9 protein-coding genes, 1 tRNA gene and 3 rRNA genes are annotated in these 15,954 nt (G+C 67.7%); 3 read left to right on the plus strand and 10 right to left on the minus strand.

Annotation, left to right across the window (positions count from 1 at the left end):
* Window positions 1-71: 71 nt before the first annotated feature.
* The 5 genes from ettA to DMP15_RS23060 all read right to left on the minus strand — a co-directional run bounded on the left by ettA (window position 72) and on the right by DMP15_RS23060 (window position 8,513).
* Complete coding sequence (gene ettA, locus DMP15_RS23040) at window positions 72-1,748, minus strand: energy-dependent translational throttle protein EttA (RefSeq protein WP_161151294.1); 1,677 nt, start codon at window positions 1,746-1,748, stop codon at window positions 72-74.
* 24 nt (window positions 1,749-1,772) lie between these two features.
* Complete coding sequence (locus DMP15_RS23045) at window positions 1,773-2,315, minus strand: single-stranded DNA-binding protein (protein ID WP_161151293.1); 543 nt, start codon at window positions 2,313-2,315, stop codon at window positions 1,773-1,775.
* 1,020 nt (window positions 2,316-3,335) lie between these two features.
* Window positions 3,336-3,452 (minus strand): 5S ribosomal RNA (gene rrf / locus DMP15_RS23050).
* A gap of 143 nt (window positions 3,453-3,595) precedes the next feature.
* Window positions 3,596-6,678 (minus strand): 23S ribosomal RNA (locus tag DMP15_RS23055).
* A gap of 315 nt (window positions 6,679-6,993) precedes the next feature.
* Window positions 6,994-8,513 (minus strand): 16S ribosomal RNA (locus DMP15_RS23060).
* Together the 16S, 23S and 5S rRNA genes form the textbook arrangement of a ribosomal RNA operon.
* Before the next feature lie 737 nt (window positions 8,514-9,250).
* Between DMP15_RS23060 and DMP15_RS23065 the strand changes: the two genes are divergently transcribed.
* Window positions 9,251-9,874 carry a methyltransferase domain-containing protein gene (locus tag DMP15_RS23065; protein ID WP_139282933.1) on the plus strand — a complete coding sequence of 208 codons (624 nt, stop codon included), beginning with the start codon at window positions 9,251-9,253 and terminating at the stop codon, window positions 9,872-9,874.
* Window positions 9,875-9,877: 3 nt separating this feature from the next.
* On the opposite strand, the gene DMP15_RS23070 is transcribed toward DMP15_RS23065, so the two are convergent.
* Window positions 9,878-10,681 carry a Stp1/IreP family PP2C-type Ser/Thr phosphatase gene (locus DMP15_RS23070; RefSeq protein ID WP_073577177.1) on the minus strand — a complete coding sequence of 268 codons (804 nt, stop codon included), beginning with the start codon at window positions 10,679-10,681 and terminating at the stop codon, window positions 9,878-9,880.
* A gap of 192 nt (window positions 10,682-10,873) precedes the next feature.
* On the opposite strand from DMP15_RS23070, the gene DMP15_RS23075 reads away from it, so the two are divergent.
* A tRNA-Arg gene (locus DMP15_RS23075) sits at window positions 10,874-10,947 on the plus strand.
* 65 nt (window positions 10,948-11,012) lie between these two features.
* On the opposite strand, the gene DMP15_RS23080 is transcribed toward DMP15_RS23075, so the two are convergent.
* Genes DMP15_RS23080 through DMP15_RS23090 form a run of 3 tightly spaced genes read right to left on the minus strand, consistent with a single transcriptional unit; the run spans window position 11,013 to window position 13,264 of the window.
* Window positions 11,013-11,834, minus strand: a complete 822-nt coding sequence (locus tag DMP15_RS23080) for a family 1 encapsulin nanocompartment shell protein (RefSeq protein ID WP_139282934.1) — start codon at window positions 11,832-11,834, stop codon at window positions 11,013-11,015.
* A gap of 2 nt (window positions 11,835-11,836) precedes the next feature.
* Window positions 11,837-12,409 (minus strand): hemerythrin domain-containing protein, encoded by a 573-nt coding sequence (locus tag DMP15_RS23085; protein ID WP_062400887.1) that lies wholly within the window; start codon window positions 12,407-12,409, stop codon window positions 11,837-11,839.
* A gap of 9 nt (window positions 12,410-12,418) precedes the next feature.
* A complete protein-coding gene (locus tag DMP15_RS23090; RefSeq protein WP_179760785.1) occupies window positions 12,419-13,264 on the minus strand; it encodes a serine/threonine-protein kinase in 846 nt (281 codons plus the stop codon).
* A gap of 363 nt (window positions 13,265-13,627) precedes the next feature.
* Between DMP15_RS23090 and DMP15_RS23095 the strand changes: the two genes are divergently transcribed.
* Entirely contained in the window at window positions 13,628-14,440 is an 813-nt protein-coding gene (locus DMP15_RS23095) for a hypothetical protein (RefSeq protein WP_073577179.1), read from the plus strand.
* Window positions 14,441-14,450: 10 nt separating this feature from the next.
* Here the strand turns inward: DMP15_RS23095 and DMP15_RS23100 are convergent, their stop codons facing one another.
* Window positions 14,451-15,950, minus strand: coding sequence for an FAD-dependent oxidoreductase (locus DMP15_RS23100; protein WP_337826430.1), 1,500 nt, complete (start codon window positions 15,948-15,950; stop codon window positions 14,451-14,453).
* Window positions 15,951-15,954 lie beyond the last annotated feature (4 nt).

Here is a 15,954-nt window from a genome sequence, read left to right on the forward strand (position 1 = left end):
CCCGAGGGAGCCGGTCTCCCCGTCGCCGGGGACCGGCCCGACCGGATGGGGAGGTCCGGACCGGGCGGTGATCAGTCGCGGGTGAGCTTACGGTGGGTGACCCGGTGCGGTCGCGCCGCCTCCGCGCCGAGCCGCTCCACCTTGTTCTTCTCGTAGGCCTCGAAGTTGCCCTCGAACCAGAACCACTCGGCCGGGTTCTCGTCCGTGCCCTCCCACGCCAGGATGTGCGTGCAGGTCCGGTCGAGGAACCAGCGGTCGTGGGAGATGACCACGGCGCAGCCGGGGAACTGCTCGAGCGCGTTCTCCAGCGAACCGAGGGTCTCGACGTCCAGGTCGTTCGTCGGCTCGTCGAGCAGGATCAGGTTGCCGCCCTGCTTGAGCGTCAGCGCCAGGTTGAGGCGGTTGCGCTCACCACCGGACAGGACCCCGGCCGGCTTCTGCTGGTCCGGCCCCTTGAAGCCGAACGCCGCGACGTAGGCGCGCGACGGCATCTCGGTGTTGCCGACCTGGATGTAGTCGAGCCCGTCGGAGACCACTTCGAAGACGGTCTTCTTCGGGTCGATCCCGCCGCGGTTCTGGTCGACGTAGGACAGCTTGACCGTGTCGCCGATCTTGACCTCGCCGGAGTCCGGGTGCTCCAGACCGACGATCGTCTTGAACAGCGTCGTCTTACCGACACCGTTCGGACCGATCACGCCGACGATGCCGTTGCGCGGCAGCGTGAAGGAGAGGTCCTTGATCAGCTGGCGGCCGTCGAAGCCCTTGTCGAGGTGGGAGACCTCGACGACCTGGCTGCCCAGGCGCGGGCCCGGCGGGATCTGGATCTCCTCGAAGTCGAGCTTCTTGTGCCGCTCGGCCTCGGTCGCCATCTCCTCGTAGCGGTCGAGCCGCGAGCGGCTCTTCGCCTGGCGGGCCTTGGGGTTGGAACGGACCCAGGCCAGCTCCTCCTTCAGGCGCTTCTGGAGCTTCGCGTCCTTCTTGCCCTGGACGGCGAGGCGCTCGGCCTTCTTCTCCAGGTAGGTGGAGTAGTTGCCCTCGTAGGGGAAGGTGCGTCCGCGGTCGAGCTCGAGGATCCAGCCCGCGACGTTGTCCAGGAAGTACCGGTCGTGGGTGACCGCGAGGACGGCGCCCGGGTAGTTCGCGAGGAACTGCTCGAGCCAGAGGACGCTCTCGGCGTCGAGGTGGTTGGTGGGCTCGTCGAGCAGGAGCAGGTCGGGCTGGGAAAGCAGCAGCTTGCACAGCGCGACACGCCGGCGCTCACCACCGGAGAGGTGGGAGACCTCGGCATCCCCGGGCGGGCAACGCAGTGCGTCCATCGCCTGCTCGAGCTGGGAGTCGATCTCCCACGCGTCGGCGTGGTCGAGCTCCTCCTGGAGCTGGCCCATCTCCTCCATCAGCTCGTCGGTGTAGTTGGTCGCCATCTCCTCGGCGATCGCGTTGTACCGGTCGAGCTTGACCTTCACGTCGCCGAGGCCCTCCTCGACGTTCCCGAGGACGGTCTTCTCCTCGTTGAGCGGGGGCTCCTGCTGGAGGATGCCGACCGTCGCCCCGGGCTTGAGGAAGGCGTCGCCGTTGTTCGCGTTCTCCAGCCCTGCCATGATCTTGAGGACGGTCGACTTCCCGGCGCCGTTGGGGCCCACGACGCCGATCTTCGCCCCCGGCAGGAAGCTGATCGACGCGTTCTCCAGGATGACCTTGTCGCCGTGCGCCTTACGCACGTTCCGCATCGTGTAAATCAGATCCGCCACGATGCGATGGTAGATCGGGCCCGCTCAGCCGCTCGAGGCCGGTGCGGTCGCCAGCCTCGCGAGCTCGTCGAGCTCCGCGGTCTCGCCCTCGTCCGGGGTGTCGCCGTACCCGTCGTGGTCCGGCTCTTCGATGGGCGGGGCGCCCCACCGCGTGGCGGCGTCGTCGGTGTCCCGGGCCTGCGGCACCGACGGTGCCTGTGACACCGACGGACGGGGCGCGACGGCCGCCGGGGAGAAGCGGATGTCGAGCCCGACGCTGGACGGCTCGATCCGGATGCTCTGCCGCACGTCGCCCTCCCGGCCCGTCCACTCCTCGACATACATCCGGCCGATGACGATCACGCGGTGCCCCTTCTCGAACGTCCGCACCGCGTGCTCGGCCAGGGTCCGCCAGCACGTCACCGTGTAGTAGGTGCACGCGACGTCGTGCCACTGCTCGGTCATCGGGTCCTTGCGACGGTGGTTGACCGCGACCGTCAGGTCCGTAACCGGGATGCTGTTCGGGGTGTAGCGCAGGACGGGGGTGCGGGTCAGGTTGCCGACGATGGTGGCGGTGTTGTCGCTCATCGGATCCTCCGAGGCTCTGGGGTGTGTTGTCCCCATGAGCTTCACCCGGCCACGCCCTGTCGACGAGGTCACTTCAGAGCCTGTGGACAACCGTGCCCGTTGGGGATGACCGGCCGTTCCAACCTGGTTCGGCCACGACGACTGTCGGTCCGGTGTGCTTCTCCCACCCCGACCTGTCCATCCCCGTGGCCGGCATCCCGCGGCGGTGGCACCGCGGCCGCACGGATCCCCTGGTCACATCACCTATCCCCTGACGGGCGGAGACACGGGCCCGACGGACCCCGCCGCCTGATCGGAGCGGACACCATCGCTCGCCCGGCACCTTTCCGCTCTCTCGCGGACCGGACGCGGACTCCGGATCGCACAGCATCGGGTGTCCGACGATCTGCGGGAAGCCCCGGCACGGTCCGTCGTAGGCCGCCGGCCGTCGACGTCACGGAAGCCAGGGGCGCCGCCGCGGTGGCGGAACCGTGCGAACGCCACGAGCCGGGCACCGCACCCGACGGACGTGTCCGGCAGCGCCCGACGGGCCCCGCGATGCACACAACGCTCTCCGGGCCACCGTGCGCCATCTCCCACAGCTTCGTCCACCTCGCACGCTCCGCGGGTGAGCGCAGCCGGGACGGACCCCTCCTCGCCGCCGTCTCCGCTCTCGCCTGCGAAGGGACTCCCTGGGTGGAACGGGCCCCGACACCGCGCTCCGACGACCGAGCTTCTTCGTACGACGCACCGGGCGCCCCACGTCGCACACGTTGCTGCGACCTCGCAGCCCCTGCAGAGGGTGCGAGGTCACAGGAAGGCATGCCAGGTGCGCCGACCCACCGGCACGACAGGACCGGATGCGACTCCCACGAGAGAGCTCCACGGCCCCGACCACCGGCCCCGAGGGACCCGCGCCAGGGACCACAAACAGACACACTCATGCCCGGCCGGGCCGGCATCACGCATCGGACCGAAAAAAGTCCGGAAATGAGAAATGCCCCGGACTCGACAGTCCGGGGCACATCCCATGAAGTTGAATGTCGGCGACGACCTACTCTCCCACACCCTGGCGAGTGCAGTACCATCGGCGCTGGAAGGCTTAGCTACCGGGTTCGGAATGGGACCGGGCGTTTCCCTACCGCAATGACCACCGACAACACTATCCAACTATCACCCCACCCCCCAGAAAACCCCGAGAGGCGGGGGTCGAGCACACAAACCGACCCCACGATCCCCGGATCACCGGGAACATGGACGGTTGTGGACTCAGGGTCACACAGTGGATGCGAACAACTCGTTGTGGCAAGCCCTCGGCCTATTAGTACCGGTCAACTCCACCCCTCACAGGGCTTCCATCTCCGGCCTATCAACCCAGTCATCTACTGGGAGCCTTACCCACTCGAAGGTGGTGGGAGACCTCATCTTGGAACAGGCTTCCCGCTTAGATGCCTTCAGCGGTTATCCCTCCCGAACATAGCCAACCAGCCGTGCCCCTGGCGGGACAACTGGCACACCAGAGGTTCGTCCGTCCCGGTCCTCTCGTACTAGGGACAGCCTTCCTCAAGTCTCCAACGCGCGCGGCGGATAGGGACCGAACTGTCTCACGACGTTCTAAACCCAGCTCGCGTACCGCTTTAATGGGCGAACAGCCCAACCCTTGGGACCTACTCCAGCCCCAGGATGCGACGAGCCGACATCGAGGTGCCAAACCATGCCGTCGATATGGACTCTTGGGCAAGATCAGCCTGTTATCCCCGGGGTACCTTTTATCCGTTGAGCGACACCCCTTCCACAAGGTGGTGCCGGATCACTAGTCCCGACTTTCGTCCCTGCTCGACCCGTCAGTCTCACAGTCAAGCTCCCTTGTGCACTTACACTCAACACCTGATTGCCAACCAGGCTGAGGGAACCTTTGGGCGCCTCCGTTACTCTTTGGGAGGCAACCGCCCCAGTTAAACTACCCACCAGGCACTGTCCCTGAACCAGATCATGGCCCGAGGTTAAGACACCCAATTCGACCAGAGTGGTATTTCAACAACGACTCCACCACCACTGGCGTGATAGCTTCACAGTCTCCCACCTATCCTACACAAGCCGAACCAAGCATCAATACCAAGCTATAGTAAAGGTCCCGGGGTCTTTCCGTCCTGCCGCGCGTAACGAGCATCTTTACTCGTAGTGCAATTTCGCCGAGTCTGTGGTCGAGACAGCGCCCAAGTCGTTACGCCATTCGTGCAGGTCGGAACTTACCCGACAAGGAATTTCGCTACCTTAGGATGGTTATAGTTACCACCGCCGTTTACTGGCGCTTAAATTCTCCGCTTCGCCCCGAAGAGCTAACAGGTCCTCTTAACGTTCCAGCACCGGGCAGGCGTCAGTCCGTATACATCGTCTTGCGACTTCGCACGGACCTGTGTTTTTAGTAAACAGTCGCTTGGGCCTGGTCTCTGCGACCGGCCGTCCCTAGCCCGCAAGGAGCCTCAAGACAACCGGCCCTCCTTCTCCCGAAGTTACGGAGGTATTTTGCCGAATTCCTTAACCACAGTTCGCTCGATCGCCTCGGTATTCTCTACCTGACCACCTGTGTCGGTTTGGGGTACGGGCCGCAACAGCACTCGCTAGAGGCTTTTCTCGACAGCATGGGATCACTCTCTTCGCCTCAATCGGCTACGCATCACCTCTCACCCTTCGATGAGCCCCGGATTTACCTAGGACTCGGGCTACAGGCTTACACCACGACAACCACCGCGTGGCGGAGCTACCCTCCTGCGTCACCCCATCACTTGCCTACTACCAGATCGGATCCCACGCTCCCCCACAAACAACACTCCCGAAGGAGCGAAGGTGGGTTCGGATGGTTAGCATCACCAGCCTCGGCATGGACGCACTATCACGAGCACGGGAATATCAACCCGTTGTCCATCGACTACGCCTGACGGCCTCGCCTTAGGTCCCGGCTCACCCTGGGCGGAACAACCTGGCCCAGGAACCCTTGGTCATCCGGCGGCAGAGATTCTCACTCTGCATTCGCTACTCATGCCTGCATTCTCACTCCCACACCCTCCACCCGTAAATCACTCCCGGGCTTCACCAGATGCAGGACGCTCCCCTACCCAACAACACCTAAGTGTCATTGCCACGGCTTCGGCGGTGCGCTTGAGCCCCGCTACATTGTCGGCGCAGGACCACTTGACCAGTGAGCTATTACGCACTCTTTCAAGGGTGGCTGCTTCTAAGCCAACCTCCTGGTTGTCCGGGCGATCCCACATCCTTTCCCACTTAGCGCACGCTTAGGGGCCTTAGCCGGTGATCTGGGCTGTTTCCCTCTCGACCACGAAGCTTATCCCCCGCAGTCTCACTGCCGCGCTCTCACTCACCGGCATTCGGAGTTTGGCTGACTTCGGTAAGCTTGTCGGCCCCCTAGGCCATCCAGTGCTCTACCTCCGGTGAGAAACACACGACGCTGCACCTAAATGCATTTCGGGGAGAACCAGCTATCACGAAGTTTGATTGGCCTTTCACCCCTACCCACAGCTCATCCCCCAGGTTTTCAACCCTGGTGGGTTCGGGCCTCCACGACGTCTTACCGACGCTTCACCCTGGCCATGGGTAGATCACTCCGCTTCGGGTCTACACCCCGCGACTCACACGCCCTATTCGGACTCGCTTTCGCTACGGCTACCCCACACAGGTTAACCTCGCCACGAAGCATAACTCGCAGGCTCATTCTTCAAAAGGCACGCCATCACCCCGAAAGGCTCTGACGGCTTGTAAGCACACGGTTTCAGGTACTATTTCACTCCCCTCCCGGGGTACTTTTCACCTTTCCCTCACGGTACTTGTCCGCTATCGGTCATCAGGTAGTATTTAGGCTTGACGGGTGGTCCCGCCAGATTCACAGCGAATTTCACGGGCTCGCTGCTACTCGAGAACACGCCCACAACAGAACCCAGTGTTTTCGCGTACGGGGCTATCACCCACTACGGCCGACCATCCCAGAGTCGTTCCGCTAACACAGGCACTTGCTGTCCCACCCTCGGCAGAAGATGAACGACACGTCTCACAACCCCGCACCCGCAACGCCTGCCGGCTTGACACGGACACGGTTTAGCCTCTTCCGCTTTCGCTCGCCACTACTCACGGAATCACTATTGTTTTCTCTTCCTGTGGGTACTGAGATGTTTCACTTCCCCACGTTCCCTCCACGCACCCTATGAATTCAGGTACGGGTAACGCCCCATGACGGGCGCTGGGTTTCCCCATTCGGACACCCTCGGATCACAGCTCGGTTGACAGCTCCCCGAGGCCTATCGCGGCCTCCCACGTCCTTCATCGGCTCCTGATGCCCAGGCATCCACCATGTGCTCTTAACAACTTGACCACAACAAGATGCTCGCATCCACTATGCAACACTCAACCCACAACCACACCCGACCAAGAAACAACCACCACCACCCACACAAGGAAGCGTTAGGAAGCCCTCGACCAGAGCGGCCAAAGAAAACAACCCACAGTTCCGAAGAACCCAGGATGTCCTCTCAGGACCCAACAGTGTGCCAAGCCAGACGGTCCGACGTGCTGCGTTCCACCCAACGCACCCGACCCACGAACGGGGCCGCAAATGCGATTCAATGAAGGAACCACAGACACCCAATAAAGAGCGTGTGGTGCCCCATCACATGATGGGACTCCTTAGAAAGGAGGTGATCCAGCCGCACCTTCCGGTACGGCTACCTTGTTACGACTTCGTCCCAATCGCCAGTCCCACCTTCGACAGCTCCCTCCACAAGGGTTGGGCCGCCGGCTTCGGGTGTTACCAACTTTCGTGACGTGACGGGCGGTGTGTACAAGGCCCGGGAACGTATTCACCGCAGCGTTGCTGATCTGCGATTACTAGCGACTCCAACTTCACGGGGTCGAGTTGCAGACCCCGATCCGAACTGAGACTCACTTTAAGGGATTCGCTCCACCTCACGGTCTCGCAGCCCTCTGTATGAGCCATTGTAGCATGTGTGAAGCCCTGGACATAAGGGGCATGATGACTTGACGTCATCCCCACCTTCCTCCGAGTTGACCCCGGCAGTCTCCCATGAGTCCCCACCATTACGTGCTGGCAACATGGAACAAGGGTTGCGCTCGTTGCGGGACTTAACCCAACATCTCACGACACGAGCTGACGACAGCCATGCACCACCTGCACACCAACCACAAGGGAAGCCCTATCTCTAGGGATGTCTGGTGCATGTCAAACCCAGGTAAGGTTCTTCGCGTTGCATCGAATTAATCCACATGCTCCGCCGCTTGTGCGGGCCCCCGTCAATTCCTTTGAGTTTTAGCCTTGCGGCCGTACTCCCCAGGCGGGGCGCTTAATGCGTTAGCTGCGGCACAGAAACCGTGGAATGGTCCCCACACCTAGCGCCCAACGTTTACGGCGTGGACTACCAGGGTATCTAATCCTGTTCGCTCCCCACGCTTTCGCTCCTCAGCGTCAGTATCGGCCCAGAGACCCGCCTTCGCCACCGGTGTTCCTCCTGATATCTGCGCATTTCACCGCTACACCAGGAATTCCAGTCTCCCCTGCCGAACTCAAGTGATGCCCGTATCGACCGCACGCTCAGAGTTAAGCCCCAAGTTTTCACGGCCGACGCGACACACCGCCTACGAGCTCTTTACGCCCAATAATTCCGGACAACGCTCGCACCCTACGTGTTACCGCGGCTGCTGGCACGTAGTTGGCCGGTGCTTCTTCTCCAGGTACCGTCAATTGCTCTTCGTCCCTGGCGAAAGAGGTTTACAACCCGAAGGCCGTCATCCCCCACGCGGCGTCGCTGCGTCAGGCTTCCGCCCATTGCGCAATATTCCCCACTGCTGCCTCCCGTAGGAGTCTGGGCCGTGTCTCAGTCCCAGTGTGGCCGGTCGCCCTCTCAGGCCGGCTACCCGTCACCGCCTTGGTAGGCCATCACCCCACCAACAAGCTGATAGGCCGCGGGCCCATCCCCCACCGAAAAAACTTTCCACCACCAACCATGCGATCAGTGGTCCTATCCGGTATTAGACCCAGTTTCCCGGGCTTATCCCAGAGTGGAGGGCAGGTCACCCACGTGTTACTCACCCGTTCGCCGCTCGTGTACCCCCGAAAGGGCCTTACCGCTCGACTTGCATGTGTTAAGCACGCCGCCAGCGTTCGTCCTGAGCCAGGATCAAACTCTCCAACAAAACCCTGACTTGCAACAAACAACTGGCCACAACACCCGACGGGATCGAATGCTGCAACCAAACAAACAATTTGGCACAAAACGCCAAACCGAATCAAAATAGCTCGACACACTGTTGAGTTCTCAAAAGACACCCGCACCGCACTCACCCAACCCCCTGAAAAGGAAGCGGGATCCTGAAGACGGATCGCCTTGACCCACCAAGACAACCACACCGAGAAACTCGATGAACCACCGGGGGTCGCTGTCCGCGGGGCCTGTTGACCGGGCCTCTCAGGGCCCGTTCTGTCCGGCTCACTCGCTGACAGGAAGAAAGTTACGGCATGGCATTCGGGCACGTCAAACCGGGGTCGGAAACCCGCGCTGACCTGGGCAAACCCGTCTCCGGGCCGCACAGCACCACGGTCGAGCCCGACCCTGTCGAGCGACGAACGGTCGCCCTGACGAGCTCACTCCGGATACTGGTTGACCAGCGCCGATCGCGCAAGTGGAAGCTCGCGACGGGGGCCGGAACCGGCGCTCCACCCGTCGTTCGTCCCGCGCCCGCCTGCCCGCCAACTAATTTCAAGATTCTTTTCGACCGTCCGTCGTGACACCCGGCCGCGACGAGCGGTCGGCAGGCGGGGGCTCGTCCTCGACGGGGACGGGCGGAGACCGGTGATCACGATCGTCGTCCGCGGGTGGCCGTTCGTCGTGGTGCCTCGTGGGAGCCGTCCGTCGGCACGCGAGACTCGGCGCGTGCACCCCGACGGAGACGTCCTCCCGCCCGTCCTGCACCGGCTGCGTGCCGGCGCGGAGCTCACCGCGGCGGCCTGGTGCCGAACCCCGGGTGCGACGAGTCGGGTCCGGGCGACCGTCGTCGCCGGGCGGCTGGTGGCGGAGGCGGGGGACAGTGAGCCCCTGTGGATCACGTCGTCGCCCGTGGCGCTCCCGCTGCGGACGCGGTCGGTGGACCGCGTCGCCGTGCCGATGCTGCTCCCACACCTACGGGACATCGACGGTCTCTTCGCGGAGCTGCGGCGGGTACTCGCCCCGCACGGGCTCATCTCGGTCCTGGTGCCGGCGCCCCGGTCGTTCGGCTGGGGTGGGGGCGCGCTGCGGAAGGCGGTGCGTGACGCGTGGCGGCACCGGTCGGCCGTCGAACACCCGGAGTGGCTCGCGGCCGCCGCGGACTTCGCCGTACTCGCCGACGACCGTCTCGACTTCACCCTCGACGGGGTCGAGCCGTCGAAGGGGGCGGACGAGCTGTGCGCGGCCGGCGTCTATCCGCCCGATCTGCCGGAGCGGGCCCGGGCGGAGCTCGCCGCGCACCGTTCGGCGGTCCGCACGGTGCGGCTGCGCCGGGTGGTGGCCCGGCGTTGAAGGTTAGTCCGCGGTGGCGATCTCGGCGACGGCCCCGGCGATCCGCAGGTCCTGACCCGGGGCGTCGACGTCGTCGATCTCCACGACGTCGGCGACGATCGCGGTGATGTTGTCGGGCCCGCCGCCCTCGTTGGCGAGTGCGATCAGCTGGGTGACGACCTGGTCGGGCTCGGCGCCGGAGGCGAGCTCGCGGTGCAGGGCCTCGTCGTCGAGCACCGCGGTGACCCCGTCCGAGCAGAGCAGATAGCGGTCCCCGGCGAGGATGTCGACACGGTCGAGGTCCGGGTCCGGCGCATGGTCGGTGCTCAGCGCACGCATCAGGACGGAGCGGCGCGGGTGGTGCGCCGCCTCCTCGAGGGTGATCTGGCCCTGGTCGACGAGCTGCTGGACCATCGTGTGGTCGTGCGTGAGACGGCTCAGCTCGCCATTCCGCAGCAGGTAGATGCGCGAGTCGCCGATGTGGGCGAGCGCGAGTTGGTCACCGGTGAGGAGCAGCGAGACGACGGTCGTGCCCATCCCCCGCATCTCCGGCTCGTCCGCGGCGCGGCGGGCCAGCCGATCCGTGGCGTCGTTGAGCGCCTCGGTCAGCTCGGCGGCGAGGTCGATGTCGCTGAGGTCCTGCGGGAGGCGGGCCTCCAGCTCGGTGAACACCGACACCGTCGTCGCACTGGCGATCTCGCCGTGGGCGTGACCGCCCATCCCGTCGGCCACGATCAGCAGTCGGCCGGTCGTCGCTCCGGAGTCCTGGTTCGACGTCCGGCGACGGCCCACATCCGACCCGATCGCGGATCGCAGTCCCAGCACCATGGGGACAGTATGGACGTCACGGTCCGTCAGCGTCGCAGGCGAGGCCCGTTCGGCGTGTGCTTCAACCGGTCGGATGGCACTCCGTCCAGCACACGGGCCGGATCGGGTGGTTCGTGACGACGGTGCCGCAGCCGTGATCGCTTGCCCTCCTCGCTACGGTGGGAGCGCACCGGACGGGGTCCGGGGCGGCCGGCCCTCGTAGCTCAGATGGATAGAGCAAGAGCCTTCTAATCTCTAGGTCGCAGGTTCGAGTCCTGCCGGGGGCACAGTTTCCGCACACGACCGTGCCCCGCCGGATCACGACGGGGCACGGCCGGTGGGGGTCCGCGGGTCAGCGCAGGCGCACGCTCGCGTCCGGCTCGACGGCGCGGAAGGTGAAGCTCTCCTCCAGGTAGAGATGCACCTCGCGGGCGTCGTGGTCGGAGTAGCCGATCGCCAGGTCCTGGCCGACGTCGAGCAGGAAGTCCCCGCCGCGCTGGCTGACGACCACGGCCCCGTCGAGGCCGTGGGCGCGCAGGATCTGCCCGCCGAGGATGCGGCTCAGGTGCTCGAACAGCGGATAGCCGCCGTGCTCGGCGGTCTCCACGATGCGGGTGTAGCCCTCGGGCGCGATCGCCATCGCGTAGGGGCCCTCGATGCCGTTGCGGCGCAGCTGGTCCACCGCACGGGCGACGGCGCCGGGGTAGGTGTCGGGGTTGTCGCCCAGGGCCACGGTGTCGTAGGGCGAGACGTCCGCGATGCCCGCGAAGCCGGCCTCCGGCCAGCCGTGGAAGATCGCGCGGTTCTCGATCGCGGCGGCCGCGCGGGCGGCGCGGGCGAGGTCGTCGAACTCCGGGTCCTGCGCGCCGCGCTGCAGATCGTCGATCTCGTCGCGGGACACCGTGAACGGGACCCGGAACTCGGCGAGCGGCTGCACCCGGCGCAGGCGGGCCGTGATGCCGTCGACGGCCACGCCCGGCGGCGGCCCGTCGAGCCGCTGCGAGCGACCGAGGTCGACCGACGACGTCTGCCAGCCCGCGGTCCCGGTCCAGTCGGCGAGGCGTCGCCCGGCCAGGAGCGGGGTCAGGCGCTCGCGCGCCTCGTCGTCGACGGCCTTCCACGCGGTCGTGGGGATGGGTGCCTTCTCCCGCAGGAGGTGGTCGTGCACGGCCACGGCTACTTCCCCTTCAGGCTGCCGATGCCGAGCCCGTCACGGGTCGGGTCGGACGGGTCGATCTCGGCCTGGACCTCGTCGACGTAGGCCTCGGGGTCCTTGTCGGAGTTGTCGAGGCCCGCGGTGGTGGGGTGGGCGTCGAGGAACTCGGCGAACTGCCGGCCGAGCGACTCGCGCAGGCCGGTGGTGGCGTTCAGGCGGAAGTTGGCGAGGCCCTCGTTCTCCTCCTCGCCCATGTGCTCGTCGTTGGCGCGGCGGGCGGCCCACACGCCCTCCCACCACTGGCCGCTGCCGACCGGGCTGCGCTCGGCCTGCGCGACGCCGTCGCGGATCTCGTTGTGGTCCCCGATGGCGTCGAGCGTCTCGTCCTCCGGGTCCTCCCCGTGCGCGAGGAGCTGCGGGTAGAAGATCTTCTCCTCGGCGAGGGCGTGCACGTCGAGACGCGCGGCGAGCGGCTCCCAGAGGCGGGCGAGCTCACGGGGGTCGGAGTCGCGGGCCTGGAGCTCGTCCAGCGCGGCGAACTGTCGGCGGAACCAGGCGTGGTCGTCGAGGATCAAGGTCGTGATGTCCGGCACCCGCGCAGGCTACGACGGTCCGGACCCGTCGTCTCGCCGAAGTTCCGGCGGTCGTCGGGGGTGCCGGAGGCGGAGGGCGAGGTCGGCGGCGGCCGGCCGGTCCCCCGGGTGCCGGCGGGTCGAGTCGGACAACGCCCGGTGCAGCCGGGCCGGCAGCTCGTCCGGGACACGCGGAGGCCGGTGCAGCCGGGCGACGGCGGACTCCACCGTGGTCCCCGGGTACTCCCGCTCCCCGGTGAGCGCCTCGAGCAGGACCAGGCCGAGGGCGTGCACGTCCGCGGCAACCCCGACGGTCTCACCGGCGACCTGCTCGGGCGCGAGGTAGGCCGCGGTGCCCAGGACGGCGTCGGTCCGGGTCAGCACGGAGTGGCCCAGCACGCGGGCGATGCCGAAGTCGGTGAGCCGCGCCCGGCCGGTGTCGGAACAGAGCAGGATGTTGGCGGGCTTCACGTCGCGGTGCACCACCCCACGGCTGTGCAGGTGCGCGAGCCCCGACGCGATGTCGGCGCCGATCGCGGCTGCCCGCTCGACCGGCAGCGGGCCACCGGCCAGCCGGGCCGCGAGCGTCTCCCCCTCGACGAGCTCGGCCACCAGGAAGGGCCGGCCGCGGTCGACGCCCCCGCCCAGCAGCCGCACCAGGCCTGGGTGGTCCAGGTGGGCCATGGTCCGCAGCTCACGGCACTGCCGGTCCACGCCATCGGCGTCGTAGCGGTCGAGGAACAGCTTGACCGCGACCACCCGGTCCTCGTGCGGGTCCCACGCCCGGTACACCGTCGCCGTCGACCCGATACCGACGTGGGTCGCCAGGATGTAGCGGCCGGCGATCACGTCGGTCTCCGGGACCGGAGAGCGCATCACTGCCATGACAGACGGTGCCGATCCCACCTGTGCACATGTCCAGACCGGAGCCCGTCGGTCACTCTCACGAGCACCCGTAAACAACCCGATGAGGCCATTCCCGGGACTCGGAAGGCCTTGCGGGACAGTGGCAGGACGACGATCCCCCCGCGCTATGCCGGTGCGGCCCCGCCGTCCGCGACCGGACGACCGGGCACGGCCGGCGGTGCCGGTGCACCGGCACCGCGCGACCGCCGTCGCACCACCGGCCGACCACGCCGTGCGGGTCGTCGCACACCCCGGCCGCGGCCGGGCGGGTCGCCGCCGGGCCTGCGAGGCTCGGACCGACCCCGTCCACCGTCCGAGGGAGCCTCCAGCGCCATGGCAGTCGAGACGCCGGCCGGGGTCTCCGCGGCGTCGGCCCTGCTGGACGCGGGCACGGCGCCCGGGTCGGCGCTGCTGTTGCGCGCGCTGCTGGAGGCCGCGCGGCTGCGCTACGTCGGACGCCCGATGACGCTGCGTTCCCGTGGGTCGGAGGTACGGCTGGTGCCGACGGCCGTCGCGTCGTCGGGGCTCGGTCCCCGGGCGCTGACGACCGGGCGGTTCGCCACGGTCACCCTGGCCGCGCGCGACGTCGTCCGGCCCGGCCTCGCGCTGCGCGGGCTCACCGTGACCGCCGCGGACGTGCGGCTGCGCCCCGGGCTCGCCCCGGAGCTGGTGGCCGGTCCGGTGGAGATCGAGGCCGAGCTCGACCCGGACTGGGTCGCCGGGCGGCTGCGGGAGCACGTGCCGCAGGTCGAGGTGGGTGTCGACGCCGACGGCGTCGCCCGCGCCCGGCTGCGTCGCCGTCCCGGGCTCGGGGCCGCCGACCTCGCCGTGTCGGTGGACGGGCACACCCTGTCCTGGAAGGTCATCGGTCTGACCGTCGCCGGGCGGTGGATGGGGCCACCCCGGTCGGCGGACACCCGTCGCTCGGTGCGGGCGATGGTCGACCGCAGCCCGCTGGCGGCGATCCGCTCGGGCCGGGTCGAGCTGCCCGGGCTGCCCGGTGCGCTGCAGCTGCACGGGATCGACCTGACCCCCGGGCGGATCCTGGTGCGCGGCGGGCTCGACGGGTGGCGCCGCACCGTCCCGCTCGCGCGGATCGACGACGTGCTGCGCGGCGCGCTGTCATTGCTGGACCTGAGCCGCTGACCAGGGGCGGTCAGCTCCGGCGGAGCCGCCGGGTGATGGCGCCCAGGCGCGAGGCCGGGCGGCGCGACGGGAGCCGGCCGGCGACGGCGTCGTCGAGCAGGGACCCGACGGTCTCGGCCGCGCAGGTGCGGTTGGTGCCGATCCCCCCGGACGGGCCCCGCTTGATCCAGCCGACGACGTAGTGGCCGGGACGGCCCTCGACGCGGCCCGCGTCGTGCGGGACGACGCCGCGGTCGTCGTCGAAGGGCAGGCCGGCGACCGGGCGGCCTCGGTGCCCGACGGCGCGCACGACCAGGTCGGCCGGGATGTCGGTCCCGTCGGCGGTGTGCACCCCGCGGGCCCGGGTGGTGCCGTCGACCCGTTCGGGCGCCGAGTGGAACCGGAACACCACCCGCGGGCGCTCCGCGGGCACCGACCAGTCGATCTTCTCCCGGCGGGCGCCGCGCAGCAGCGCGTGCGACGGGGACGCGGCGGGGCCGTCGAGGGACTCGGCGATGCGGGGGTCGTGCTCGTCGACCACGACCTCGACCGTGCTGCGGCCCAGCAGCTCGCGCAGCTCCGGCGCGGTCGCGGCGACCGCCTCCGGGCCACGGCGGGCGAGCAGCACGACCTCGGTGATCGCACCGGTGCGCAGGGCGGCCAGCGCGGCAGGATCGATCGGGGTGCCCGCCAGGTCCGCGGCGGGCGCGGTGAGGACCCGGGCGACGTCGATCGCGACGTTGCCCGTGCCGACCACGACGACCCGTCCCGCCGCGGTGTCGACGGCGTCACGCGGCACGTCGGGGTGGCCGTTGTACCAGCCCACGACGGTGTCGGCGGCGATGCTGCCGACTCGCCCCTCCCCCGGCAGGCCCAGGTCGCGCGGCACGGGCGCCCCGACGGCCCAGATGACGGCGTCGTGGCGCTGCGCGAGCTCGTCGGCGGTGACGTCGCGGCCGACCTCGGTGCCCAGGCGCATCCGCACCCGCGGGTGGGTGTGGAAGCGGGCGAAGGACTCCCCGATCCCCTTCGTCGACGGGTGGTCGGGCGCGACCCCGAACCGCACCAGACCGCCCGCGACGTCGAGCCGGTCGTAGAGCGTGACCGTCGACGACGTGTGCAGGAGCAGGTCCTGGGCGGCGTACATCCCGGCGGGCCCGGTCCCGACGACGGCGACGTCGAGCGGGGCCATGTCCGCGGGAAGCGACCGTGTGAACTTCAGCGGGTACCACTCGTGGAACAGCGGTGAGTCGCCCTCCAGCTTCCCGGCGACCGGCTTGCCCTCGTAGTAGTCCGCGTTGACCTCGGCGTACCCCGCGAGCGACGCGCTCAGCCTCTCCACCGGGAAGATCGCGTCGACCGGGCAGGCGTCGGCACACGCCCCGCAGTCGATGCACGCCCGCGGGTCGATGTAGAGCATGTCGGTCGTGGCGAAGTCCGCCTCGTCGGGCGTCGGGTGGATGCAGTTGACCGGGCAGGCCGCGACGCAGGACGCGTCGGTGCAGCAGGTCTGGGTGATCGCGAAGGGCACGGCC

The sequence above is a fragment of the Pseudonocardia sp. UM4_GMWB1 genome, assembly GCF_017312155.1.
GTDB lineage: Bacteria > Actinomycetota > Actinomycetes > Mycobacteriales > Pseudonocardiaceae > Pseudonocardia > Pseudonocardia alni.